This is a genomic window from Bacillus sp. FSL H7-0578 (assembly GCF_038630855.1).
Taxonomy (GTDB): domain Bacteria; phylum Bacillota; class Bacilli; order Bacillales; family Bacillaceae; genus Bacillus; species Bacillus safensis.
In genome coordinates, this window is sequence record NZ_CP152045.1 from 2,730,839 (window position 1) to 2,756,294 (window position 25,456).

A 25,456-nucleotide genomic window follows, 5' to 3' on the forward strand; every position below is an offset into this window, starting at 1 on the left:
TCATTTATTTTGACATTTTGTATTCTTTCGTTAACATATAGTCCATAAAGATTTTTTTGAACGGATTGAATTTTCTTAATAGAAAGCAGGGACAAAATGAAAAAGCAGGAAAAACCGCAAGCAGAAGATCGTATTTTAGCTGCTAAAGATCTAGTCATTGATTCCATAGCTGAAACGATGGATCTCTATGGCATTACACGAAGTGCAGGTATTCTATATGGAACGATGTATTTAAATGAGGAAATGACACTGGATGAAATGCGTGAAGAGCTGCAAATGAGTAAGCCGAGTATGAGCACGGGTGTGAAAAAGCTGCAAGACATGAATATTGTCAAAAAGACGTTTCACCGTGGCCAAAGAAAACACAGCTTTGTTGCGGAAAAAGACTTTTTTAAGTTTTTCACGAACTTCTTTCCGCAAAAATGGGAACGTGAGGTCGAGGTCAATTTAGCTGCAATCGAAGAAGCGCAAGAGCGGCTTCAAGAGGTGTCGCGTGATGATCAGCTGGAGGAACATGTAAGAGAAGAAGCGCAGCAGCTCATTGAGCAGCTTGAAAGCTCAAAAGCCTATTATGACTGGCTGAGACGATTAGCCCATTCTGTTCATTCTGGTGAAATATTTGACTATATTCCGATTGAACAGAAAGAAAAATAGACGATGTGTTTACGTTTTACAGCTTGAATTTCAGAGGAGGATTGATTATAATAAATTATGTCGTCATACCTCGGGGCATTAGCTCAGCTGGGAGAGCGCTACGCTGGCAGCGTAGAGGTCAGCGGTTCGATCCCGCTATGCTCCATACGAAAAACCATTCTTGTAAAATCAAGGATGGTTTTTTTATGTACCTATCTCTTACAGTTCTGTTTGTTCTTTGTTTTTTCTTAATAACTTTATAATGCGTTATGTGATCACAGAAAGATAAGTTAGGATGAGAATGATTGTATAGGACACAGGGAAGTCGCTCGTCATTTCGTGATAAATGAAATAGATGAGCAGCACTGACAGCATAATGATCTGGAGCAGTTCTTTTTTCATAATAGTGATTTGGCCGATTATATCACAAATGAAGTCAATTTTAGTTAGCTATCAGCAAGGAAGCATTTCCTCACTTGCTGATAGCTCTTTTTATCAAATCATTACTTCTTCAGCAGTTGTTCGATTTTGTTCTTCGTCTTCGGTCCATAAATTCCGTCTGCAGCTAAGCCGTTCATGAGCTGAAACCGCTTGACCGCATTCGCCGTTTTTGGCCCATAATAGCCGTCAATCCCGTTATTTTTTGCCCCTTTGTCTGGGTAAAAAAAGAGAGAAGATAAGGCTTTTTGCACAGCTGTGACTTGAGGGCCTTTTGTTAAGGGCTTGGTTACTTTTAAAATGCCAGATGGCAGATTTGACGATTTCTTTTTGGAAATGGGTGCTTTATGGTTCAAGCTTTCTGTCTGAACTGGTTTTCTTGTGCTTTTGCTGCCGGTATACGCTGTGGCTATTCCAGCTTTAAACTGATCCCATCGTCCGAGAAGTTTCCTTGGACACTCTTTCCCGCTCCAATGTTTATGAGGCACTACATTTGATAAGGGAATTCCGAAATCTCCCATCAGCTTTCGAATGAGCCATTGGGCATTTTCGACTGCTTGTTCAAAATTGCCGTCTGCATTTTCACAAATTTCAATTCCAATTGATTTCATATTGCCGGTGCCTCTGCCATCCCCTGCGTGCCAGCCGTTTTCGTTTAACGGTAAATGCTGATAAATCACCTGATCATCAACGGTGTAATGCCAGCTCACCCCGGTACTTGAACGTGCAACAAACGCTGCATGACTGGCCGAATTAGCGCCTTTTGCACTGTTAGACGTATTATGCACTGTAATATAGAGCGGCTTCATCGTGTTTCCTGGTCTGTTGCGATGTTGTTTTGGGATCAATGCTTGAATGATTTTCACCATGTTGTTTCTCCTTCAAGTATTATTTTGTTAGCCCTCTTTGTTTCAGAGCATCTTTTTGTAATTTGCCTTTGTAGGTCACATAATTGTTTTTATACCAAGCTGTTACCGCTGTGACCATAGTGAAAATTGTAGAACCTGCCACATATAGTGCCTCACCTGCGGTTTGTACTTGTTCCTCACTAATCGGCAGCACCGTCTGTCCAAACATGACAAGCGCTTGATTGATCAGAGCAATAAAAAGAAGCACTGTGCGAATCACAGTGCCTTTGTCGAATGTTTTCATGTTATTTACCTCCTATTTTAAATTCCGTTCAATTTTGTCAAGCTTGTCGATCACGACATCATACTTCTCACTAAACTTTGCTAACACATCATTTTGCGCCTCGATTTGCTCATTGAGCTTGTTTTCTCGTTCCTTTGTGGTGTTGAGAACATAGAACAGAATCCAGCAAAAGAGAACGGCAAATGGGCCTTGGGTCATTAAGTTTTGAACAACATCTACTTCCATTGGAATCACCTTCTTTCCGACAAAAAAATAAAGCCATTAGGCTTCGTATTTGTCTCCTGTTATGTCTTGATAGTCGTCTGCTGAGATCCAGCCGATGCTTACATAAAATGCAATGTCCTCTGGGCCGTAACATTGCCAGTCCCAAAATTGTTTGATATCTGCTACAGTTGGAAACATCATTTTGATTCAGCTCCTTTAAAGATAGCAAATAGCTGCGTTAATTGTTTTGATAATAAAGCATTTTGTTTCTTTAATAGTTCTATATCATTTGGCGGGCGAGGGGCTGGTTTTAGGTTATCTATATACTCCTGTGTCGCAGATTCATACCATTGTTGTTTTTCCACATCAAAAGCTGCTTTATAAAAAGAAGGATTATTGGGTGGAGCAATTGTTGTGCATTGATCTGGAATGATATAATTTCCTTCATCATCCCTCTCAAACACTACTATAGGTCTGACCAATTCATTTTGATGAGTGTACTCATAAACTTGTATCATACTATCACTTCCTTAATTTAATGGGACGACTGTGTCTAAATAGTAGCCAGTTACTGCACTTTCATTCGCTGCCAGTAAACCAGTTAGCTTTAGTTCTCCTGTCTTATATATAAGTAATTTACTATGACCCGTTGTACCTGATACGGGAACTGACACCACAAGACCTTTCTCTGGTAAACCTTCGGCTGGAATCCGTCCACAGATGATTTCTCTATTTGCTTTTAGATGACCTCTCAGCAACAACAAATTTCCCCATTTCACATATTCAACGGGTCTATCCCCTATAGATGAACTTTTGTCTAAGGTAACACTAAGCCACGTGACATGTTCAAACTCAGCATTTGTCACTAGCTGTTTCCAGCCCCTGAAGATTCCATCAGTATGAGTAGTTCCGTACCAATGGCTGTTATCATAGCTTCGACTCACATGAAAAGTTTTGCGGTTATTTCCCGTTTCTAAAATATCTACATTAAACCAAGAAGCATCGGTCGTTGATGGCATATTTACTGCATTCGTTCCAGAGACATAATAAAAACCAGAAGGCAGAGTGAGTATATCTGTACCAGTAGGAATAAGCATTCTATTTCCATTCGCTTTCAATAATGGGTGCTCGTTCAACCTCTTCCAGCCGCTCCATTCTTGCTGAGTACCGGTAACATCTGTCGTCGATCGATTGATGTATACATCGCCTGTATTATTCGCCCCAATGATCCAACCATAAGTATTTTCACTAAAGACTGATAAGGCCCTCATAGAACTTTTTGTAGGCAGATCGGGGTGTGCTTCATGAATATACCAAGAATGCACGCCAGGTAATTTGATAAGTTTATCTAAAATACTAGGATCGTTTGCATTAATTCTTTCATAAGCTTTTCCATCGTCAGCAGTGATTTTAGATAGTTGTCCTGCGTCCCATTTGTTTTTTTCATTTTGTGTCGGCAATTGGAGCCAGTTAATTCCGACGTCATTCACATGATAGGAAAAACAAAATGCATTGCCTGATGTGTCAATCGCGATTCCTACGCCAATATTATTTTGACCTACAAGCTGAAAGCCTCTTAATGCAGCATTACCTATAGCAGGAGAATCGACTACTCCAGAACCTCCCGGAGCATAGAACGAGCAGGCACCTAACGATTTAATCCCGTTATAAATACTGCCGCCAGCAGGGATATTCACCAACTGGGACCCGTTATCATTTGTCATTTTATATAACCGAGATTGATCCCATTTCTGCTTTTCTGTTACAGATGCATGAGATGTTGCATCATTTTTGTGTTGATTGATTTGATCCAAAAGTCCAACATCATTTTCAAGAATAACCTTGATCATGTCATTAAACGGATCTGCATGGGCTTTGTCACTGACTTTAAAAGAACGAGATGTCTTTATCTCCATGAACATTCTCCTTTTATATTTCAGCTCTAAATATTGGTTTTATTAGTTTCACCTTGTGCTGAACTTAAAACCAAATGTAATAAACTCAGTGGGATTGGCGTTATTTGAAGATGATTGTACACATACATTACCCTCTTTATCTATTAAGGTACGATGGAATTGTGGTACTCCTGGCGTCCCTATACTAGAAGCGACTCCTACAAAATGCATTGCCTGTTTCGGCCGATATTCTTCAGGCAAATTAAACACTGCATTATTTCCTAATGTCCCACCTTTTACAGCTCCTACTATCTCAACTTCACCTAGGAGATTCTTGCGATATTTTACTGGTAAATTAATAGGGTCATATTCCTTCCAATTGCTTTTAATCTCTTTAGGTGTTTCCCAAGATCCTTCTAATAGATCTGATAGCGTGATTTGCTTCTCCCATGGTGTCCATGATTCTGCATTGTGTTTAAGAACTCTAAAGTATGTGTTCTTCCCATAAACAGATTCGTATGCTATTTGCACTAATGTACTGCCATAACTCATGACCAATAAAAACACTCGATTAAAGGATGATGGACCGTTTATACCTTGGTTATAAATGAGGTACATTCCTGTCTGAGTGAGGGTGTTATAGTCTGTTTCGCTAGCAAATCCATGATAAATGGGCTTTCCATTATCTTGTGTGATTTTTACTAATTGACCGTTATCCCATCTGTTCCTATCACTTTCTGTAGGCAGCTTTGTCCATGTAATCGACGTATGTCCGGCATCATAATAGAAAAAATAAGCATTACCTGACATATCAATTGCAAAGCCAGAGCCAATATTGTCTTGGCCTACTGTCTGCAGCCCTCTTATTGATACATTCGGTAAGGCAGGTGAATCCTCCACACCAGCAGCTGCATAAAATGTACATGTTCCTTTGTCTTTTATCGCATCAAATATACTTCCCCCGGCTGACACATTGATAAGCTGTCTTCCACTATCAGCCGTGATCTTATAACTCTGGGATTCATTCCATTTTTTCTTTTCTGTTTCAGATGCGTGTACTCCGCCATCATTTGTATGTTTTAAGAGATGCTCTAATAATCCAGTATCATTTTCAAGTAGTACTCTGACCATGTCATTAAACAGATCTGCATGCGCTTTATCATTCACGTTAAAAAGTTTTGGTTCTTTTATTTCCATTCGGTTTTCACTCCCTTGCCTTGAAATTTGGTTCAATCTCTTGCAGCTGCTCTAAAGTGAGTATCCTTTGCTCGTATCCTGCATTTAGATCTTCCATCGAACAATCATCTAGTTCAACTGCTTGTTTGACCAACTCAGGTGTTATCCATTGGAAATATAATGCCATTACCCAATAATTCATGTTGTACTCTCTCCTTTAATGAAAAGGATGTCATTTTTTAGCGCTTTTAGTTCGTTTGATAGAAGATCACATTGATGTTCAAGCTGTTTTCTCATCAGCTTTTCTTTTGCTACTTCTTGCGCTAGATAATCTAGTGGGAGCGGTGGTTGATACCTTGGATTGGCTTGTGATTCCTCCCACCATTTTTTCAATTCTTCTTCTGTTGGTTTGGGCACATCAAGATACCATTCATCTATATACGAACCAGCGCCGTCATTTCTTAGTTCAAAATCCTTTTGCGGATCCGCATCGGGATATTTATATTTAATGGCTTCATATAAAATCATCAAAACCCTCCTATACTCGCGGGAAATTTCGGCCGCCTACTTCTGTAATGTCAAAATAGTTGTACCAGCCTGAGTTATCTGATATATAACGACTAACGTCTCCATCATATCCTGCGTACATGTAAATTTCTAAATAATCCCCTTTATTAGCCGATACATTGGCAGAACCATAAAGTCCCATACTAAAACTCAACGTATCAGAGGGGCTTGTCGGACTTTGTCTTTGATGTGAAATATTTTTATATCTTTTTCCATTTAAATAGATCGATAATTCAAAGTTTGCATACCGTTGAAAGCTTTCAATATACACACCAGCATTCACTGAATACATTCCGTTTTCAGGGCAGATGAAGCGATTATTTTTAATATCAAAATTGTTATGACTGTCTTTTATCTTTCGATTAAAAAGGACTTTTTGATACTCTCCCTTGGTTAATAACTGCTTCCCAGTTGTACCTATATTGGCATGACAGAACCCAGAGAGTTTATGCCAGTCGGTCCAACCCGATCCTGTCCACCAATGACGGCACCACGTCCCTGTGCTATCAAAATAGCTGCCTGCTTCGTTTCCAGTCCCATAGTAATATTGAACAAATCGAAAGTTGCTATATTTTTCATTTTTCACAAAGCCGAATCTTGTAGGATATCCCGTATCATTGGCTTGACCAATATCCATGAATGTAATACCTATTGGATATTCCTCGCCGCTGACTGTTGCATCTTGAATGGCTTGATCCCCTGTTAGTTTGAAGAAGCTTTCATTTGTGATCCCTGCAATTTGTTTACTCAGCGCATTGTCATTCTCTACAAGTGTGTCGACCATCTGGTTAAACAAGTTGGCATGGGCTTTGTCAGTGGTTTCAAACGGTAAAGGTGATTTTATCTCCACTTCTTTTCCCTCCATTAATAAATATCATCAATCTCAAAAACAAATTCGATGTCGCCGTCTTTTTGTTTGTCTGTCATGGTGCGAATGGCGGTGAATTTGCCGTCTTCGTCGACAAGTGCTAGTTCGTTGATCACTTCTCCTGCCAGTTCTCCTTCGGCGATCGTGCAGGTGTAGCGGATTTTTGCTGGTTCCATGAAGGTAAACGAATCAATATTTTTTTGGACTAGTTCTTTTTTGAGTTTTTGTTCAGTGCCGTCTAGTGAGATCGGTTTTCCATCCTTCGTTCCCCCATTTCCAAATGCCATTTTGACGACTTTTGTGAGTTTTGTTCCTTCGGCTCTTGCCTTTGCCATTTGTTGACGTGCATACAGTGTTGTTACGGTTAATTGATCAGCCATTGTGATCCTCCTTATAAATCTATTTTTTTAGAAGTTGCTGCTAGCATTTTTGATCCGTCCAGCGGAACAGATCCATCGAGAATCCAGTAATGATCTTTGATCAGTAAGCTTCCACCCTGCTCAGTTTGGACATGTACTGGCAGACGGAACGTCATCTTCTTCTTGGTTTGATGCTGGAGCTGATTTTTTGTGCGTAAAGTCAATGCCGCTCCTTGCTTCGTTTCATGTACCGCTCCAGTCATGATATAGTTCATGCGATATGCTGTTTCTGACTGATGTTGAAGCCGCATTCTCATGTTTAATGAATGCCGAAAACGAGCAGGCACATCCGTTGTACCTCGTGTTCCGCTGAGATAAAACGTACCATTTAAGACAAATTCACCATTGAGTAAAATCGGGATATGATCGAAAAAACCCACTCTGCTGCGCAGTGTGAGCCTCCCGTGATGATCATTTTTTTCATGTACGTCGGTATGATGAAAAGCTGTGAACGTATAAGCCAAGTGTGCGGGCTTTAACGTTTCAAGTATTTCTACAATATATCTCGTGTTTTGCAGATCATCTAGGTTCACACGTAAAGCGAAGTGATAGCGATTGGTTGTGAGACGGATGACAGCACTTGGATTCTTGAGAAAGCGATTCACTGATTTCTCTAATGAAAGATACGTGATTGGGGGAATATTTGACATCATATTGAGTAAGCGTGCCCTGCGCAGTTCAATTGAATCATCTGATTCCCGCTGCACCTTCAGCATTCTTTCCCATCTATTCAATCCCCATGTCGCTGTTAAAGGAAAGAACTGATCCGTTAAGTCGAAAATAGATTCGTCCAATTGCTCAAATTCCGGTGCCTCTGTCTTGAGCAGGTGATCAACTTCATAAATCTCTGTAAAATATGGCGGCAAATAGTTTTTCATTTCATCCTGTTTGCTCAATAACCTTCACCTGCCTAAGACGCGGAATCTCAATGTCCTGTAATACTAAGTTTTTCGACTCGCCATTCAATAACACATCTGCATAATCTGACACACTTTCTGAATGGTACAAAATATCATTTAAAGCGGACATTCGAATGGTACTCTTTTCAAATGCGATGGATTTCAACAACGTCTTGACCTTTTCTTCTATTTCTTTCTGAGCTCCTTCAAGGGTCCAGTCCATTTGAAGTTCGACAGCTACTTCTATGTCGATATCCAGCCATTTGGCGCTTTCAACGGTTGCTTTCGAGCCTATAGGCGCTTGTCCTTCTCCTTCACCTGGCACTGGGTCGATATATTCCTGTACCCTTTTGACAAGAAGGTCTGATGCAACATCTAGATTGCCATCTGTGATGACAATTTTGACTGTCCCTTCTCCGTTCCAAAGCGGGAACACTTTCGCTCTGCCAACACCGGGCACTTCCTCAGCCCATTTTTTATAATGCGCCCTGTTGGCACTGACAGCCTCCCGCCTCGCACGTATTAAATATCGATCATATAAAGAAGCGTCATCTTCCTCCTCTTGACCTGGTATCACCAGTTCTTTCATCTTAATCGATTCAAGTCCTGGAATTGTATCAAGTGACAGCAGCTGCTGATCTGTTAATTGAACATTGCCGGCTTTACCAGGTGTCTCGCATTCTAGCGTACCATCCTTCGAATACTGGAAATAAACGTCTTCAATAAAAAAACGTGAGCCAGCTGGAATGTTGATATTGTTTGGCTGAATGACCGCTGACCAAACCGCTTTAGTGGCTGGTTTTCTTTCGATCCCTACTTCAGCAGCCCGCCGATCTAGAAACTCTCCTTGTGCTGTGTCTGCAAAGACCAGCTCAAACACTTGATCAAGCCAAATATAGGACTGGGCCAATTCAGCGGCAGCAGGTGCCAAGGCATTCCAAATGACGCTGTTTTCTCTTTTATCTATATCATCTGGCAGTCTATCCAGCATTCTTTCCATTAATGCTTCGTACGTCTGTTCCTCAAACATCGCCCTCCATCACCTCCTCTATTTCTAATGTGCCCTCATCTGTGACAATCGCTAGTTTGACATGAAACGAGGCATTTTGTTTTGTGACCTCTAACTCTTCAATATGATCAATCCGTTCGTCAACGAGCAGCGCTTCCTCTAGCAGCCTTGGAATCTCCATTTCTTTGTATTCATCCGTAGCTTCTGTATCCGTCAACAGCTCCTGAATTTCAGTGCCAATGTCGTGGCTGTAGATAGGATGTGCATACCGCTCTGTCCTAAGTGTCATATAAATGAATTGCCGGATTGCCTCAATACCTGAAATGGTTTCGCCTGTCAGTCTGCCAGTTTCAAAATCTATTCGATACGTCGTTGAGGTTTCGACCTCTTCATCTTCTTCTATTTCCTCGATTTCTTCCTCTGGTGAAAGTGCCACGTTCATCACCTCCCTTACAATTTGTCGATGATGTAAAAGGACTGGCCTCCTGCCATTGCAAGCACCATAATACTGTCTCCCCTTATCAGCTCATCATCCTCACCCTTATTTAAGCGCTTCGGCCAAATCAGTAATTCTTCTGGAATGATCAGCTTATGATTTTCATTTAATCGGATGCTCAGAGGAGAAACTGCCGTGACTTCTCCGATGACAAGATCAATTGGCGACTCTGCGTCTACTGCATTCACTGCCAATCGTTTAATCGCTTCACTTAATCTCACGCTTGATCACCCTTTGGCATGGAATTTTTCTCAACAACATCAATGGTCATGGTGTGTTTCACCCCACTGAATTCATGTTTGTCTTGATCGATCCAGTAAGTTTTTTTCACGTTGATTTCAGGAATTTTCAAATAGATTGGGAGACCGCTTTGCAGCTCTGGAATTCCTAACGCTTGTATGCTTTTGACTTCTTGTTTGACGCCTTTTTTCTCTGCCAGCCGTACTTTGGCTCTTTTTTGCAGCTGCGGCTGGTTGATTTGCCCTGTGACTGTCTCAACATGCTGTAAAATACCGTATTTATTCTGACCGGCTTTATCCTGTTCGATCACCACAATCTCGGATTTACTGCCTTTTTTCTTATTCTTCCCCTGTTCATCAGCAGACGTACGCATCTTGACACGAGTGGCTGTCTCTTCAATCGAGGTGCTGTATTGATAACTGATGAGATTGACGCCTGATTCAATGACCCAGACGTCCTCTGGATCAGGCCAGGCTCTCAGCCCCATCTTGCCTTTAGCAGAATAAATTTGATAGTTTCTTCCAGTCTGTCGCTTCGTTTCTTTCAATGCTTTCAATATCATGTCATACAAGCTCGTATCATTTTTAAACACTAGTGATTTTATGACATGTCCTGTATTGGCGATGGAGGTCATTGGAATTTGAAAGTCAGCTCCAATCCGCCTTAAGATTTGATCTGCTCTTTGATTTGAAAAAACATAGACATCTTGGTTTTTCACCAAATATTGAAGCATATCGTATGCGGTAAAAGTCAGCTTTCCTTCAACCGGTGTCCGGGAAAAAACGATGCCCCTGAACAGCTCTTTTCCTTTCCATTTAAAAAGAACCGTGTCCCCTTCTGAGACACGGTAATATGTTTGACTGCCTTGTTTAGTGATAATATTTGCTTGAATAGAGCGAGGGGCTTGATACCTTTGCCCCTGAAGTGTCACACTCTCTGTGACAAGCTCATACATGGTGCCGCTTCTGATGGCAAAAAGCTCGATCAATGCCAGCCCCCCTATTGTGGTATTTTTAACCTTTGTCCAGGGAAAATCCAATGCCCCGGCTGCTTAATATTGCGTCTGCTACGTTTAATCATCGCTAATTTATTGGCATTCCAAATACGCCGCCATTTTGTACTGTCGCCATAAAACCTGCTAGAAATGGCCCATAGCGTATCCCCTTTTTTGACGGTGTACATTTTTGGTGGTGTTTTTGAAGGCCGTTTCTTTTTCGTTTGTTTTGCTTTTTTCTTACGTTTTATTTTCCTAGGAGATGCAGTTTTGTATTCCTTTAACTCGATCGTAAATTCACGATCTCCAATATCATATGACCCTTCCTTGTGGGTGAAGCTTTCAATGCTGCACGTCATATTGATTTTTGTTCCAGTTACAATCAACCGCACGGATTTCTTTGAACGCATCATTCGTTCAATTTTCGCGATCGCATTCTCTGGTGATGGAATGCTTTTATATTCAGCAATCGGCGAATATTTCTTAGGAAATAATGAGGTGAAAGATACTTGTTTCGCCGATGGTACGTCAATAAAGGTCAGTTCTCCAAAAGAGGCGACCTTTACTGTTTCATTTTGTACGTTGTTAGTGATTTCGAGTTCGGATGGAAGGACAGGGAATCGCAACTTGTCCTTTCCTTGGGAAATCCACAATTGATACACAGATTTACCCATCAATTACGACCCCCTTCGTTCCTGTATGAAGCTCTACTTCTAGTTCATCTACAAGCATTTGTTTAATTTTTTCGACTAGCGATTGCTGATCTTGTCCATTATGGAAATGCTGATCTCCATTGAATTGAATCGTAATCTGTTTATTACCTGGCGAAGTTGTACTGCCAGTAGACTGAGCTGAGGTAACTTGCTGCATACGTGCTGCTGGTAAAGGAGCAGATGCATTTGATGGATCATATACTTGCATCCCAAGTGCCTTGGCTGCCTGCGTCAATAAATACCTTCCGCGAATGCCTCTTTCCTCTGGAATGATCCATTCGCGTTTATTTCCTTCACCGACTCTAGCCACCTGCTCTTGAGTAATCAATCCGCCATTTGCATAGCCTTTATAAGGTCCGCCTCTTCTCATACTTCGTAATCCCGGCGTGTTGAAGACTGTTCCATATCTTCCCTTAATGTAGTTAATAGCTGCTACGGCATTATGAATTGGGTTCCAAATGTCATTCATGCCTTTGCCTTTATTGGCGTTAAACGTCGTTCCAATGGTTTGCATTAAGCCTTTAGAAGGGGTTCCCTTTTTGGCGTTGGAATCCCATAAGTTGATCGCTCTCGGATTTCCACGTGACTCATGCTGCGCGATGGTCATCAGACCTGGAAGCCAGCTCATTGATGTACCAGTTGCCATGATAGCCGCCATGAGCCATTGTTTAATATTAAGCCCTGAAGCTCTCATACCGCTGAAGGCACCGATTAATGAACCAGCCTGATTTTCAGCAAATTTTTTCACATCAACTGAGTCGAGCCCTTTGACGACACCGATCGATGCAAATTTCCCAAGACTCATCATGACGCGTGAAGGGGAATGAATGTCTAATTCCTCTCTAAACGCCTGTTCTACTTTCTTCGCCATTTCTTTGGCCGCTTGCGTGACTTCGCTTCCTTTGGAACGCATGCCGCTGTTAAAGGCGTCAATCATTCCAGAACCCCAGCCTGGTGATTCTTGTTTTGCTTGCAGGAATGGTTGTTTGATGTTTTGATCTACGTATTGGCTCGTGCCAATTGATGTGGCATTTTGGCCTGCTGCAAAACCACTAACTGTTCCAGAACCCCAAGTGGGTGATGCTGTCATGACTTGTTGGTAGGGTGCTTTTACACGACTTTGCAAGAAGCTGTCTGTTCCTGTTGGTGTCATCTGCTGACCGTTTGCAAAGGCAGAAACCGTTTGCTGACCATACTTTCCTGAGTCTGATGTCAATTGACCAAAAGGCTGCTGAATATTCTTTTGTTTCCATTGATCAAGAGAGATGACTTTACGGTTTAACCCTTGTTCAAAATCGTCATTAAATTGCTCGCCAATGCTAGAGGCTTGAATGTCCCCAGTCATCGAGACCGATCCATCTATTGAACCGACAGAAGATGATGAAGCTACTGCTGTAGGAGCTGGAGAGCTTGACACTGAGTTTCCTGCCGCTCCGCTTGGTACAACAGACATTCCAAGTTGAGAAGCTGCCTGTGCCAACAGCATTTTTCCGCGTCCTCGGTTATTTTGAGTTGGAATAACAAATTCGTTACCAGCTTCACCGACCCATGATAAGGTTGGCTGGGTGATATAACCGCCTGTTGCGTTATTATCAGCACCTCCAAAGACATGTTTCAATACAAAATCAACCCCACCGCCAGCCTTATCAAAAATCTTTTTGACCCAGCCAAACGCTTTAGAAAACCCATCACCAATAGCTTCTGCTACTTTTACAATTGGCGTCTGAATGTTGTCCTCAAACCATTTGGATAATCCATCCCATATATCTGTCACGACTTTATACGCTTCTTCAAACTTTTTACCGAAACTGTCTTTAATGGTTCCTACCGTATCTACAAGTGGATTCCACACATTTTCCATAAACCATGTCGATACCACTCCAAAGATTGATTGTATCTTTTTCCATGCATTTGATAATGCTGTCCAAATTCCTGTAGCGACTGTAACAACTGTGCTGCTTAGTGGCGTCCAGACGTTCTCGATAAACCAGCCTGCGACTGCGCTGAACGTTTCTTGAATCCATGTCCAGGCATTGACTAGACTTGACCAAATGGTCGTGGCTACTGTAACGACTGTACCGCTTAACGGCGTCCAGACGTTCTCGATAAACCAGCCTGCGACTGTACTGAATGTTTCTTGGATCCATGTCCAGGCGTTGACTAGGCTTGACCAGATGGTCGTGGCTACCGTAACGACTGTACCGCTTAACGGTGTCCAGACGTTTTCGATAAACCAGCCTGCTACTGCACTGAATGTTTCTTGGATCCACGTCCAAGCATTGACTAAACTCGACCAGATGGATGATGCTACTGTGACAACCGTACTGCTTAATGGTGTCCAGACATTTTCTGTGAACCAAGTCGCAACTGTTGACCAAACTTCAACAATTTGGTCTTTGATTTCAATGGCTTTTTGGCCAATCTTTTCAAATCCGCCGCCATCAAACCATTTTCCGATCGTTTCACCGATAGATTCGCCGCCCATACTTCCAGCGATGCCGCCTACTAGACCACCGATGGCTGTACCTACTCCTGGAACTACGCTTCCAATAGCTGCACCTGCTGCAGCACCTGCCATCCCGCCGGCGATACCGCCTCCAGTCGTACCGATCTTTTCACCAGCATTCTCTTTTTTCATACCGATTAAATTTGTTGCACTAAGTAAACCACCTAGAATAGGTACTTTCTTTAATAATTTACCGCTCCCTTTACCGATATTTTTCATCGCATCCCCTAATCCACTTAACCCCTTGCCACCTTTCATTAGACCCGTAAGCCCGCCAACTGAAGCTGCGATACCCGCACCTTTCTTTAGTCCACTAGGGATTTTCCCAAATAATTTATCTGCATTTGTTTTCAGTTTCCCTAATTTACTTGGAGGCCTTCTATTCATTTCGGTTCTTGATGTGGCATTTGGATTTGTTGATCTTCTCGGTGAACGGCCATTTTTCGCTTTAGTAGATCCTCGGCTGCTTATTCCTCTTGCACAACAAGGGCAACAACTACTGCGAAACAAACCTTTTCCACCTCGCGGCTTAGGCTGCGTTTTAGGAGCCGAATTAGATGGTGTTGATGTTGGTGCTGTTGTTGGTGCTGTTGTTGGTGCTGTTGTTGGCGCTGTTGTTGGTGCCGTAGTCGTACTGTTGTTTTCACTTGATTGATCACTTGTACCAAAGAGACGATCTAATCCAGTCTTCACCCATTGATCTAGTTTTTCTTCAGGATTAAATTTAATCTTCTCTTTAATTCTTCCGATCACATCTTGTTTGTACTCTTCTATTTTATTTTCAACCCAAGGAAGTGCTTTTTCATCCCAAAACTTTCTAGGACTCAATTTTTCCTTCACTTTGTCTGCAACGTCATCTGCATATTTTTGAATTTCTTTTAATCCTTTATTGGCAAAGCTTTGGAGCCAACTCTGTTTAGGTTCATCCGTTTTAACTGGCTTACTAGCAGCCTCAGGCTCTTTTTTTATGGTTTTTTCTTTCACAACAGACTCTGCCTGATCTCGTTTTTTCAGCTTACTTTTTGCATTGTCTTGAACAGACACTCTGATTTCGTGTTTGGACATCGTCAAGCTTTTGAGTGTCTTTTTGATTCGTTGAATTGCAGCGGTGGCTTGGTCAACCATGTTTAATCTCATATAGTACGTTCTGTTGATGAGCTGAAGAATTGATTTTTTGATCGATGACATTTTCGCTGACAATTGATCGTTTAGTTTAAACGTCAGCATAATGGGACTTGTCCCCATTTGTTTCAAACGATCTATGTTGGATTTAATGACATCCAGCCCCTTCGCCTGAAAGGATATGACCAGATGATCCGGTATTAGGTTTAACTGATTTTTTAATGCTTTTAGATCCCGATAGATTCCCTGATCCAGCCTCATAGAAAATACTGAAACTTTCCGCAATGATAACGTGAGGTTTCTTAATTTCTTTTCATCCATTTCCAGACTTATTTTCACTGGTTTTCTAAATGGTTTGAGCTGCTTCTCAAACGTTTGAAATCGTTTTTGAATGCGTAATAACTTCTTCGACACCCGGTCTTCTAATTCAAATCGTGCTGTAAGTTTCGCCAATTATTTACCTCCTTTCTTTGCTTCTTTTTCTAGCATGTCTAGCTTGTAGCTGATGAGTCCGAAAAGGAATGCTTTGAACGGTCTTGGTGATTCGTATAATTCCAGGAGTTCAGATGGGGAGTAGTGAAGTTCGTGCATTGCGTAATATAAAAACACCGCTTCTTTATCCCCATCTTTTATTAGTTTTTTGCTGCTTCTTCTAAATCTTCAATTTCATCTTCGAATCCGTTGATTTCGATCGCTTTGTTTAACCAGTTCGCATATTCACCGCCGACTGACAGAACACGTTTTGCTACTTCAACTGGATCTTGTGTGCTGTAGGCTTCTCTTAATTCCTTTGAGCGGAAATCTGGATAAATCGTCGATTCAATCGCAATACGTGCGTAGAAGCGCTGGCTGTCTAAGTCTTTCACACGTCCTCTGCCTTTGACATTTTTGAAGGTTGTGTTTTCTTTTTCCAATTCATCAATACGTTCAGTTGTAATGGCTTTAAAGACAAAAGGAATGACATTCCCTTTTTTATCAACAAAACGCTTAGAAATCGGTACTTTGACTTCTTCCGCTTCTACTGTTTGTCCTGGCATAAAAAATGAAAGATCAAATGTTTGTTTTTCACTCATGTTTAAAAACTCCCTTTGTTATGTTTTTTTGAATGCAAAAAAGCACATCCATTTTTTGAATGTGCTTTCCAATCTTTTCATGTATAATTTAAATTGTACAATTGAACGGCTTGCTCAAGGGCGTCTGGCTCATCCCCGATAGGAAGGGGGTGATGCATATGTCAACATTTGAAGCGATTTCCCTTATGCTTTTATTCGGGATGTTTATCTTTACTTTGTTGACGTATATAGACAAAAAATAGACTCCCCTTGAGCTGTGGAAGGTTAAAGGGAAGTCTACCTAAAGAACCTATTCGAAAAGCCAGCCCCTTGAAGGGCCTCATTGTACATTGCCGGGATGTTAGAGCATCCTGGCTTCTTTTTATTTTATGCAAATCGCTTTGCATGTAAACATATTTTAATGAATCGAATACAAGACGTCACCAGACGAAATGAAGACGGCTTCAAGACGGTTGTATTACAACTGCATTATAGCATATTCAGTTATTATTTTGCTAATTAATTAGCTAATTTCCTCCACTTTTCTTAGAATGTATTCTTCAGCTTTTCAGGCAGATCAAAGTCCTCGAATGTGAAAGGAACTTCTTCTTCAAGCGCCTCTGAATCAACATCCAATCCAGCGATTTTAGCAGAATCAAAGTTGACATCAAATAATGTCACACGCTCAGTGCCACGGCCTGATGATTTATCGTCAATGACAGCTTGAAGAGTGAAATATGGATCTTCTCCTTTTTTCACATAATTGAGCATTAATTGAACGAAACGGGACGTAACTTTATAGAATGTTGCCGTTCCTGTTCCGTTTGCTCCAGTTGTTTTATGTCCAGTCATTCGGCGGCCCATGACGTTGACTTCTGATTTGTTTTTCTCCACGTTTGCTTCGAAGGTTTTGATAAATGCAAGCTCCTCACCTTCTAAGAAAAGACGACCTTCTTTACCTGAAATTGTATTTTGCGCTTTAAAAGCCATCTTACTTCACCTCCACATTGAAATAGAATTTTTCTGCTGCATCTACTGGTTGAACCGCTAAATCGATGATAAATCCATCACGATCTTCATTGAGCCCGATTACGATATCTGTTTCTGAATTAAAGCCTGTAATGCCGCTGCCATCTTGAAGCTGTGTAAGATACTGAGTAATCAGTGTTTTCACAAGCTGCACACCATCATCTGATGCTGGAATGTCATTGCCATTGGCTTTACGTAATTTAATCAGATTTTTTAATTCGAATGTTAAATCATTGTTGATCGCATCAAGCACACGAATGATTTTATTTTTCGCCAATTGCTGGTTCTTTTCAGCTGTAAAGCTAGTCAAGGAGTTAATATCTTTTTCAACACTCACGGTACGATCTCTCGCATCAAAGGTGAAAAGGAACTCCCCTTGTGATAATCGGTATTCTACTTGATCATTGTCAAGGCGTTCTAATGTATCGACTGCTCCTTCGTATTCAACAAAGGTCAATGACTGATTGAAATTTGCTCCGGCACTTGCACCTGCGACCCATGCTGTTGTTTGGGCAGGTGTTAGTTCTGTTCCATCTTCGAGGACAACGCCGCTTGTCACATTGATGATTCCTTCTTGGTCCGCTGCATAATTCGCCACAACCCCTTGCACCTTACGTCCTTGCTTATCACGTAGACGCTCGATAAATGAAGCGAAGGTTGCTTTTAATTGCTCACTATTATCGACTGGAAGGGCAATGACATCGAAGTATTCTGTTTCTGCTGCTTCTAGGAAAGCTGTATAATCTGCGACACTTGCCACGCCGTTTTTCCCGCCGCTTAGTGCCACACCTGCTGTGATGACGGCTTCACCTTCACCAGAAAATTGAACGTATTTGTTTTTCACAAGGTCTTTGACATCAGTGACGACCTGTTTATCCACAATATCTGTTCCAAGATAAGTGATCACATCGCGTTTTGTGCTATCAAGTACATTTTCTGCGACTTGTACTGTGATCTCATTTCCTTTTAGGCCGCCATAATTTGCTGTGACGACAAAATTTTCAGCAATTTCGGCTTTGGCCGGCTCTCCTTCATTTAGGCGGTAAAGCAAGACCGTTTGGGCTTTTTTCTTTGCTTCACGGAAAAGAAGAAGTGACTTATCATCAATGTTGAGTCCAACCTTTTTATTTAAATCTTCCATGTTTGAAACGGAAATAAAGGTTTTGGGTTCTCCCCAGCTCATCACAAGGGGAAGTGCCACTGTACCTCGATCGCCTAAAGTAATTCGCTGCTCTGCTGTTGTTTTAAAATTAAAGTAAATACCAGGACGCTTTTTCTCTGTACCTGGTGTAAAAGTGCCTCCGTTCATCCTTTAAACCTCCTTGGACAAAAAAGCATCAATGTGCTTTTTCGCTTCTGTTTTTGTAATTGGTTGATGTTTGATATAAAAAAGAGCCCCTTCAAGGATTTCTGGTTTGACCCCAAAAAGATCCTTACTGTGCTCCTTTAAGGCTTCAAATGAAAAGCCAAATTCTTTTTCTTCGCCGGCTGTTTGAGCAGGCTGAGCATGTTTAGTCTTGCTCACGTTTGATCACCCCATCTGAAAAGTTGATATCTTCAAGGCTTGCCTGTTTGTCACGGTTATACCAATAGCTGCTATCCCACGTCAGGACAATCGCTGCTACGCCTTGATCTATCATTCTTGTTTCCACTCTTTTTATGCGGACATAATCATCAAGCACCTCTCCGTCTTCACTCATCATCTGAATGATTTGACGATCAGCAAGCAATGCATCAACGATTGATTCTGCCGCATCATGTGCTTTTTCTGTATCAATATGAAAGACTTTCACTTGCAGCGAATAAGATTTCATAAAGGTAGAGACCGTATCTGGACCGCTGATCACTGTCACAGGCGGCACATAAACGGATGGCACTTGAAAGCGTTCTGGCAAAAGACGATCATACATTGTCGCAGGAAAGTGTGTGTAGATATAATGCATGATTGCCCCGACTTCTTGATTCATTCCATCACCTCCCAAAATGTCGATCGAACCAGCTTTGCAGCTTTCGATCCAGCGACTGTTCAAACATTTGCTCATAGAGCATGACAGCATGATCCCAGTAGCCATTGCCATCAATCCATTGAGAGGCAAGCATCATTCCTGTACTTGCATTCGGATCATATTCAAAGCGGCTGCCAGTCCATCTGCCAGGCACCCATCTTCGCTCTCCACTTGAAGAAGTGGCATGTCCATCATTGACATAGGAGGCATATTCAAGCTGCGTTCCCACTTCAAGTGTGAGACCGCCTTTTGAAATGAGAAAATGATTCTCCTTATCGCCTTGTGTAAAGGATCTAAGAAGCCGGCCTGTATCAACAGCATTCTCCTTGATTAATTCATCCTGAATGATGTCTAAAAATTGCAGGCCCATGTCCTTCAGCCAATCTTGATATTCTGCCTTTAAGCCGCCATCACCCGCTGTCTGCAGCTGTGAAATCAGCCGGTCAAGTCCATCAATTTTCATAGATTTTCCTTCCTGACTGCCATCACTTCGATGTGATGATTTTTCACTTTTTTAGGCTGCTGTAATTTGAGTGACACGCCATTCCACACCATTTTGTCATGCAAGCGAATATCACTTCCTAAAGGAAAATGAACAAGATAGGATTGATAAATGACTGTATTCGGCTCTTCTTGCACAAGTGACTGGTTCTTTTCTATGACATAACAAGCTAGATCGGTCAGGCTGGGAGCATCGGGATAGGAAAGTGTTATTTGTAAATCATCAGCTGGAATTCCAAATTTCCCGCGGGCGGACTCCTTCCGTTCAAGATGAAAAAGATCACAGCGATCTGTTAATAGAGATTGATAGCTCATAATGACCTCACCTTTAACTTGGCACTGCCGCCGGTCAATGTTGGTTCAATGTAATCTACAAGCAGGGCATATACATAGGGTCTGCCTTTCACTTGATCAGCTGCCTTCGCATATGAATAATCGCCCATTTTTTCTGACGTAAAGCCTTTCATCATAGATTCGTCATCATTCAGCATGGCAAAATATTGGGCCATTTTTAATAATGCGATTCTTGCTTTTTCAGGGAGGGGCTGATATTTTTCGCTTGAGAAATCGTGACCTACGATCTGAAATACCGCAGCTTCTGCTTCGATAATATCTGCTGTCAGTCTTTCCACAGATCGATTTTTCACACGATCAAAGACAGAATAGGCTTGCAGTTCTTCAGCAGAAATGATCATGACCTGCCGTCACCTACTCTTTCACTTTCATCACTTTTGCTACAGCATCCTCTTCCTCAAATTTGCTGTCTAGCTTCGCTGTGAGGACAATAATAAATTTACGGCTGCGAATATCTTTTTCTACTTCAATTCGAATATTACGAGAGAAACCTACGATAATATTTTTAGGGTGTGTCAGCAAAATATCTGATACGTCTGTTCCCGCTTCGTCATATGGCTGCATATTGGCAAGACCTTTGACCGGCACACCAAATGCAGAAGAAAGTCCGCCTTGAATGGCCGCATCTCCAAGGCCTGTCTGACGGTTTGCTACTTGATCCTTCCACTCAACCTCTAAGCTTGGAGATGTGTAGAAACGGAAATCCTGAGGTACACGTAAATATTTTGACGGCATCGCTTTATAGGCTTGCTTAAACATTTGGCGGCTGATTTCCGCTCCGTTTGCATCTACGATATGAGAGACTGCTTGTTTTCTCACGCCATCCATTTGAGCTAAAAATGGATCTGCTGAAGTCGTATCGCCATTGACGATGAGCTCTTCAATGTCAACGGCTGCTCGTTCAGCTAGCATTTGCATAATCGTCTGCTGAATTCCGTCTTTCTCAATATTGTTTTCAATGCTGTCGTAGGTCATATGAATCTCTGCGATGACCTCTTTCGCATTTAGCTGGACAGTGCTTGTCGCTGGGACAACACGGTCTTTCGCATCAAGTGCTTTGCCTTCTTCTGCTGGGCGCAAAATACGCTGGCCAAAGCCGATTTTTTCGATTTTTTGTGAATCACTTTCCATTGGAATAATACGTGCATCATTTAAAACGGTTGGTGTATTTTGCATCATTCTAATGAATGTGTTGGATTGGGTTGCGTTCATGAGACCGCCGGTTTTTAAGCTGGCAAGTGTCATTTCGGCCTTGCGAATCAACTCTTGATTTCTCACACTGTTTCCTCCTTATTTAGGCTTATAGTAAGCCATCCCATATGGGCTTTGTACTGTCATTTTGTGTATCGTGGATTGTTTGTTTTGACATACCGCGCGCTTTTTCAAGCATGTGAATCCGCTCTGAAATAGGCAAAAGCTGCTGCTGAAGCACTTGCTCAAGCGCTGCTTTTTCTCTGCTGGCTGATTTCTCTAAGGAAGAAAGCTGATGATGAATCGGTGCAACGACTTGCTCAAGCACCTTTTGGACAGGTTCTTCCTCTGTTTGATCTGTTTCCTGCTGTTCTGCCTGCTGTAAGACGTTTTCAATGGCCATTTTTGCTTTTTCAAGCTCTTGTACTTGCTCCGTTGTCAGAGCGGCATCTTGTTTTTGTACGGAGGCTGGCCTTTCACCAATCGTTTGAAGCACATCCTCTGTCTTCAAAATGTCCTGCACGATTGGCAGCAATTGCTCAAGCGCTGATCTTACACCCGCCTCATCACCATCACTTGACTGTAAGGCTTCCAGCAGATGGTCTAAAACGCTCCAAAATTGTTGTGACATGTTTGCACCTTCCTCTTTCAAAAAGAAATTTTTCAGCAAAGAAAAAAGCCCTCTCTCATTTGTGCTTTGAGATAGGAGCTGATCTTGTTCTTCTATTGCTACGATGTCCGCCGTTCCAGCCATTGAATACCCTGTAATGTGGCCTTTCTGGATTTGATCCCAAATCTCTTGGGAAGCCTTTGTTACAAGTACCCAAGATCCTTTTCGAATCAGCTCACCGCCTACCTCAAAATCAGCGGGGGCAATGTATGATTCAACAACCTCGCCCACACCATGTTGAAAATCATGCTGCTTGTCAATGCGGCGGGCATCCTTCATAAAACCATGTGCCGCTCTTTCAATTTCTTTGGCAGACATAAAGTCTTGGTGTGCATCAGGTGTATTCGGTTCATACACGACACCATACACAAGACGATGAGCATCTTTTGCCTTTGTCAGCACACTAACCTCCTTTTGAAAATCAGGCTGGCTTTTATTTGCCTTCATCAAAAAGAATTTCTTTTTGTTTGCGGCTCTGTCCACATAGGAAACATGCGTAATTTTTGCGTTTTTTAATTCTCTCGGCATATGTTCACCCCCTTTCAAAAAAGCGCATGCGCTTCGGTTTATCTCTTCAGCTGATTCGCCTCTCGTTGAGGCTCTTGTTCGGCTGATGTCACGCGGCTTTCTAAAGGTCTGTGATAGAGTTCCTCCGGCCATTCCTCTAACGTTTTCCCAAGGATACGTCCTGCTAGATCTCGCAAATCGTTTGGTGACACTGCCCCAGCCTGAATAAACGGTGTCAGAACCTTGGCAATCTCTAATGGATCTCTAAAGTCAGGACCATTTAATAGGAAACGAACATGCCAAATATCAAGATCCGGCAGGAAAAGGGTATTGAGCTTTCCTGTGATGAGATGCCGTTCAGGCTGAAATACCTGTTCTTCTGTTGTTTTTCGCGCCGTATCGGCTGTCGCTTTGTTATAGTCTTGAGACTCACCTGTGTAAATAGGCGGCAGGCGAAAAGCAGAGCGGATTTTGTTTCTTGTTTTTTCATCGTATTCTAAAAAGAGTGCATCTTCTTGCAAGATCTCTGCTAGGGATTTGAAGTTCACTTTGACATTTGAGACATCTTCTTCTCCAGTTAACCCTTTTTCCGTCGGGAGACCTTCGACTTCAAGCAATAGAAATTTATGTGCATGATCAGAGCCTTCGATATCGTCCATATAATCCTGAAGCTGCTGATAGGAAGACTCAGACAGCATTCCATTTTCGACAATGATGGCACCAGGTACATGCCGCCCTTGTTTAAAATAAAGATAGTTCAGCTCTTCTGCCTTGCGTGCCCCATACATATTGACGATGTTGCCAATCCAGCGGGGAATCCCATACGTTCCACTGCCGATTTTAAAATGAATCACTTCTGTTGCGCGCAGCGGCTCTGGGGTGGTGTCATCGTATTTGCCTGTTTCACAATGTAAAATGCGCGGATCACCATACTCCTTGAAGAAGACTTTCTTTTCATTGATCACCTGCACATATTTACGGAATCGTTTCTTTCGATTCATTGTTTTCAATTCGCCGTTTTCTGTATACCGGAATTCAACATCAACTGGCTCACTAAGCTTGCAAATACGGATATGGAGCGCATCTAAATACTCGATTCCTGCCGGCTTTCCCTGACCATCTCGGAGAACCTCTAAAAAACCATTCCCCGTTTTCTCCCGGTCTTCGATGACATAGCCAAGCACCACATCAGCAGACTCATCATAGTTCATGTATTTCGTAAACTCTTCAAGTCTTGTCCATTCCTTCTCTGCTGCTTTCTTTTTTGCCGGTTTCACACCTTCTGCATTATAGTCAAAGGCATATTCTACGCCAAAACCAAAGCCTAAAATATTGGTCTTATACGCATCAATACATTGCTGAAGAATGGTTGAATATTCTGCCATGCTTTTTAATTCATTGATATTGTAAGGCGGGGGAACAATGTCATCTTTTTCGTAGGAAAATTCATCTGCATACATTTGTTTTGTATGATCAGACATGTTTGCCTTCATAATGGTTGCTTTCAATTGTTTCATTGTATGGACCTCCTCTCTCTGTTTGGACGGACACGCTCTGAGGCGGTCTGTTTCAAATCTGTCACTTCATAATCATCCAGCGCATACCAGATGGCTGATAAAGTGTGCGGATCGATTTGAAATTCATCTTCCTCTAGACGTCCATCCTTATCTGCCTTATAGGTTAGTGATTGAAGTTCATAGATGGTATATGGACAAGCATCAGAACAAATAATTTTCTTAAACCGTTTGATTTTTTTTGTATACTGCAAACGTGAGCCTTGGAACTTATGTGCCGCTACCATTTGAAAGCCGCGCTGCCGAAAATAGTGAATGGTTTTAGGTTCGGCTGCGTCGGCTTTAATCAGTTCCTGTGATTCAATGAACTCTTGCAGGTCAGTGGCTGTTTCATCATCTGTTTTCCCGCGGTCGTAATATTCCCAATAAATATATAAGTACTTTTTTTCATGATCGACAGCTAACCGAATGAGCGCATTGTATGATTCAACAAATCCAAAATCCATGCCTGCTCGTTTCAGCGGTCTGTCAATCTGCTGAATGGCTTCTAATACATCAGAATGGCTTCTCACCTCAAATTGAGGAAAAACCTTTGTGCCATTAATGCCGAAATACCCCTTCCTCGCAATGCGATAGAGATCTGGGTCATACTCTTTCAGCTCATCCAGCTGCTTCACGTAACTTTTAGGAAGGAATAGGTTATCTTCCGCCGTGGAGTGATGGTAATACGTATCCTTGATGACGACGGTACGCTTTTTGTATAATGTTTCGTCATCTAAAACAAATCGCTTCAGCTGTTCATCTCGAAAAAAATGTCTGTACGTCCAATTATCCTGACCAACAGGATTGGTCGATAACATCATATAAAGCGGTAAAGACGGATGCCTCAGCCTTCCAAGCAGCTCTTTAAAACCTTCATAAGAAACCTCTGAACATTCCTCAATCCAAATGATCGAGATGTTGTTGATCGATTTCAATTTTTCAGGCTTGTCCAGTCCTTTAAATAAGATGCTGCTGCCGTTTCGAAACGTTAGTGCAAGCGGCGAACTTCGGCACTTTACCACGTGGTCGATGCCGAGGTCGCTAACGATTTCTTGTAATAAAGAAAAGGTTGATTCGCGGTGCGTATCATACACCTCTCGAATGACAAGTGCTGTCCGCTTTTCTTCCAGCAGTTTTAAGACAAGCTTTAAAGCAATGTGATAGCTTTTGGATGAGCCATAGCCTCCTACTAAAAATTGAAACTTTTGATTCCAATCGAATAGAAAGTGTTCAAAGTGAGGATTGACTTCTTTTTCAAT

32 protein-coding genes and 1 tRNA gene are annotated in these 25,456 nt (G+C 41.9%); 2 read left to right on the top strand and 31 right to left on the bottom strand.

Features of this window, described 5'->3' with window-relative positions:
- Positions 1-96: 96 nt before the first annotated feature.
- Complete coding sequence (locus MHB41_RS14080; RefSeq protein ID WP_061109984.1) at positions 97-654, top strand: GbsR/MarR family transcriptional regulator; 558 nt, start codon at positions 97-99, stop codon at positions 652-654.
- Positions 655-726: 72 nt separating this feature from the next.
- Positions 727-799 (top strand) — tRNA-Ala (locus MHB41_RS14085).
- A gap of 337 nt (positions 800-1,136) precedes the next feature.
- On the opposite strand, the gene MHB41_RS14090 is transcribed toward MHB41_RS14085, so the two are convergent.
- From MHB41_RS14090 to MHB41_RS14240, 31 genes are all read right to left on the bottom strand, one after another.
- Entirely contained in the window at positions 1,137-1,940 is an 804-nt protein-coding gene (locus MHB41_RS14090; protein ID WP_061109985.1) for an N-acetylmuramoyl-L-alanine amidase, read from the bottom strand.
- A gap of 19 nt (positions 1,941-1,959) precedes the next feature.
- Complete coding sequence (locus MHB41_RS14095; protein ID WP_061109986.1) at positions 1,960-2,223, bottom strand: phage holin; 264 nt, start codon at positions 2,221-2,223, stop codon at positions 1,960-1,962.
- A 12-nt stretch (positions 2,224-2,235) separates the two neighbouring features.
- The gene (locus MHB41_RS14100) at positions 2,236-2,448 is read right to left on the bottom strand and encodes a BhlA/UviB family holin-like peptide (protein ID WP_017367922.1); all 213 of its coding nucleotides are present in this window, start codon (positions 2,446-2,448) and stop codon (positions 2,236-2,238) included.
- 36 nt (positions 2,449-2,484) lie between these two features.
- Complete coding sequence (locus tag MHB41_RS14105) at positions 2,485-2,628, bottom strand: XkdX family protein (protein WP_034624530.1); 144 nt, start codon at positions 2,626-2,628, stop codon at positions 2,485-2,487.
- Complete coding sequence (locus tag MHB41_RS14110) at positions 2,625-2,945, bottom strand: hypothetical protein (RefSeq protein ID WP_340900034.1); 321 nt, start codon at positions 2,943-2,945, stop codon at positions 2,625-2,627. The genes MHB41_RS14105 and MHB41_RS14110 overlap by 4 nt, the downstream gene beginning before the upstream one ends.
- A gap of 12 nt (positions 2,946-2,957) precedes the next feature.
- A complete protein-coding gene (locus MHB41_RS14115; protein WP_327828016.1) occupies positions 2,958-4,343 on the bottom strand; it encodes a hypothetical protein in 1,386 nt (461 codons plus the stop codon).
- A gap of 48 nt (positions 4,344-4,391) precedes the next feature.
- The gene (locus tag MHB41_RS14120; RefSeq protein ID WP_176967264.1) at positions 4,392-5,519 is read right to left on the bottom strand and encodes a pyocin knob domain-containing protein; all 1,128 of its coding nucleotides are present in this window, start codon (positions 5,517-5,519) and stop codon (positions 4,392-4,394) included.
- Positions 5,520-5,526: 7 nt separating this feature from the next.
- Entirely contained in the window at positions 5,527-5,700 is a 174-nt protein-coding gene (locus tag MHB41_RS14125) for an XkdX family protein (protein WP_176967263.1), read from the bottom strand.
- The gene (locus MHB41_RS14130; protein WP_340900033.1) at positions 5,697-6,026 is read right to left on the bottom strand and encodes an XkdW family protein; all 330 of its coding nucleotides are present in this window, start codon (positions 6,024-6,026) and stop codon (positions 5,697-5,699) included. The genes MHB41_RS14125 and MHB41_RS14130 overlap by 4 nt, the downstream gene beginning before the upstream one ends.
- 10 nt (positions 6,027-6,036) lie before the next feature.
- Positions 6,037-6,915, bottom strand: coding sequence for a hypothetical protein (locus tag MHB41_RS14135; RefSeq protein WP_340900032.1), 879 nt, complete (start codon positions 6,913-6,915; stop codon positions 6,037-6,039).
- Between the two features lie 14 nt (positions 6,916-6,929).
- Positions 6,930-7,313 (bottom strand): phage tail protein, encoded by a 384-nt coding sequence (locus MHB41_RS14140; protein WP_024423249.1) that lies wholly within the window; start codon positions 7,311-7,313, stop codon positions 6,930-6,932.
- Positions 7,314-7,324: 11 nt separating this feature from the next.
- On the bottom strand, positions 7,325-8,248 hold the full coding sequence (locus MHB41_RS14145; RefSeq protein WP_176967262.1) for a YmfQ family protein: 924 nt from the start codon (positions 8,246-8,248) through the stop codon (positions 7,325-7,327).
- On the bottom strand, positions 8,232-9,281 hold the full coding sequence (locus tag MHB41_RS14150; protein WP_061109993.1) for a baseplate J/gp47 family protein: 1,050 nt from the start codon (positions 9,279-9,281) through the stop codon (positions 8,232-8,234). The genes MHB41_RS14145 and MHB41_RS14150 overlap by 17 nt, the downstream gene beginning before the upstream one ends.
- On the bottom strand, positions 9,274-9,696 hold the full coding sequence (locus MHB41_RS14155) for a DUF2634 domain-containing protein (protein WP_061109994.1): 423 nt from the start codon (positions 9,694-9,696) through the stop codon (positions 9,274-9,276). Before MHB41_RS14155 ends, MHB41_RS14150 begins: the two co-directional genes overlap by 8 nt.
- Positions 9,697-9,710: 14 nt before the next feature.
- Entirely contained in the window at positions 9,711-9,977 is a 267-nt protein-coding gene (locus MHB41_RS14160) for a DUF2577 family protein (RefSeq protein WP_061109995.1), read from the bottom strand.
- A complete protein-coding gene (locus tag MHB41_RS14165) occupies positions 9,974-10,984 on the bottom strand; it encodes a hypothetical protein (RefSeq protein WP_048237251.1) in 1,011 nt (336 codons plus the stop codon). The genes MHB41_RS14160 and MHB41_RS14165 overlap by 4 nt, the downstream gene beginning before the upstream one ends.
- A gap of 11 nt (positions 10,985-10,995) precedes the next feature.
- Positions 10,996-11,664, bottom strand: a complete 669-nt coding sequence (locus MHB41_RS14170) for a LysM peptidoglycan-binding domain-containing protein (protein ID WP_061109996.1) — start codon at positions 11,662-11,664, stop codon at positions 10,996-10,998.
- Positions 11,657-15,784: a transglycosylase SLT domain-containing protein gene (locus MHB41_RS14175; RefSeq protein WP_340900031.1), complete on the bottom strand. Its 4,128-nt coding sequence runs from the start codon at positions 15,782-15,784 to the stop codon at positions 11,657-11,659. The genes MHB41_RS14170 and MHB41_RS14175 overlap by 8 nt, the downstream gene beginning before the upstream one ends.
- A complete protein-coding gene (locus MHB41_RS14180) occupies positions 15,785-15,922 on the bottom strand; it encodes a hypothetical protein (protein WP_095357030.1) in 138 nt (45 codons plus the stop codon).
- Positions 15,923-15,963: 41 nt separating this feature from the next.
- Positions 15,964-16,404 (bottom strand): phage portal protein, encoded by a 441-nt coding sequence (locus MHB41_RS14185; RefSeq protein WP_012011040.1) that lies wholly within the window; start codon positions 16,402-16,404, stop codon positions 15,964-15,966.
- A 525-nt stretch (positions 16,405-16,929) separates the two neighbouring features.
- Positions 16,930-17,373: a phage tail tube protein gene (locus MHB41_RS14190; RefSeq protein ID WP_024423257.1), complete on the bottom strand. Its 444-nt coding sequence runs from the start codon at positions 17,371-17,373 to the stop codon at positions 16,930-16,932.
- 1 nt (position 17,374) lies between these two features.
- Positions 17,375-18,721, bottom strand: coding sequence for a phage tail sheath family protein (locus MHB41_RS14195; protein ID WP_034282473.1), 1,347 nt, complete (start codon positions 18,719-18,721; stop codon positions 17,375-17,377).
- Between the two features lie 3 nt (positions 18,722-18,724).
- Positions 18,725-18,937 (bottom strand): hypothetical protein, encoded by a 213-nt coding sequence (locus MHB41_RS14200; protein ID WP_034282476.1) that lies wholly within the window; start codon positions 18,935-18,937, stop codon positions 18,725-18,727.
- Positions 18,924-19,379, bottom strand: a complete 456-nt coding sequence (locus MHB41_RS14205) for a hypothetical protein (RefSeq protein ID WP_061109998.1) — start codon at positions 19,377-19,379, stop codon at positions 18,924-18,926. Before MHB41_RS14205 ends, MHB41_RS14200 begins: the two co-directional genes overlap by 14 nt.
- Positions 19,380-19,383: 4 nt before the next feature.
- Positions 19,384-19,881, bottom strand: coding sequence for an HK97 gp10 family phage protein (locus MHB41_RS14210; protein ID WP_046313401.1), 498 nt, complete (start codon positions 19,879-19,881; stop codon positions 19,384-19,386).
- Positions 19,878-20,234 carry a YqbH/XkdH family protein gene (locus MHB41_RS14215; protein ID WP_046313400.1) on the bottom strand — a complete coding sequence of 119 codons (357 nt, stop codon included), beginning with the start codon at positions 20,232-20,234 and terminating at the stop codon, positions 19,878-19,880. Before MHB41_RS14215 ends, MHB41_RS14210 begins: the two co-directional genes overlap by 4 nt.
- A complete protein-coding gene (locus MHB41_RS14220; protein ID WP_024423261.1) occupies positions 20,231-20,614 on the bottom strand; it encodes a DUF3199 family protein in 384 nt (127 codons plus the stop codon). The genes MHB41_RS14215 and MHB41_RS14220 overlap by 4 nt, the downstream gene beginning before the upstream one ends.
- A gap of 13 nt (positions 20,615-20,627) precedes the next feature.
- Entirely contained in the window at positions 20,628-21,551 is a 924-nt protein-coding gene (locus tag MHB41_RS14225) for a phage major capsid protein (RefSeq protein ID WP_024425904.1), read from the bottom strand.
- 22 nt (positions 21,552-21,573) lie between these two features.
- On the bottom strand, positions 21,574-22,662 hold the full coding sequence (locus tag MHB41_RS14230; RefSeq protein ID WP_046313398.1) for an XkdF-like putative serine protease domain-containing protein: 1,089 nt from the start codon (positions 22,660-22,662) through the stop codon (positions 21,574-21,576).
- A gap of 38 nt (positions 22,663-22,700) precedes the next feature.
- Positions 22,701-24,158, bottom strand: a complete 1,458-nt coding sequence (locus MHB41_RS14235) for a phage portal protein (RefSeq protein ID WP_061109999.1) — start codon at positions 24,156-24,158, stop codon at positions 22,701-22,703.
- Positions 24,155-25,456 carry a PBSX family phage terminase large subunit gene (locus MHB41_RS14240; protein ID WP_162176180.1) on the bottom strand — a complete coding sequence of 434 codons (1,302 nt, stop codon included), beginning with the start codon at positions 25,454-25,456 and terminating at the stop codon, positions 24,155-24,157. Before MHB41_RS14240 ends, MHB41_RS14235 begins: the two co-directional genes overlap by 4 nt.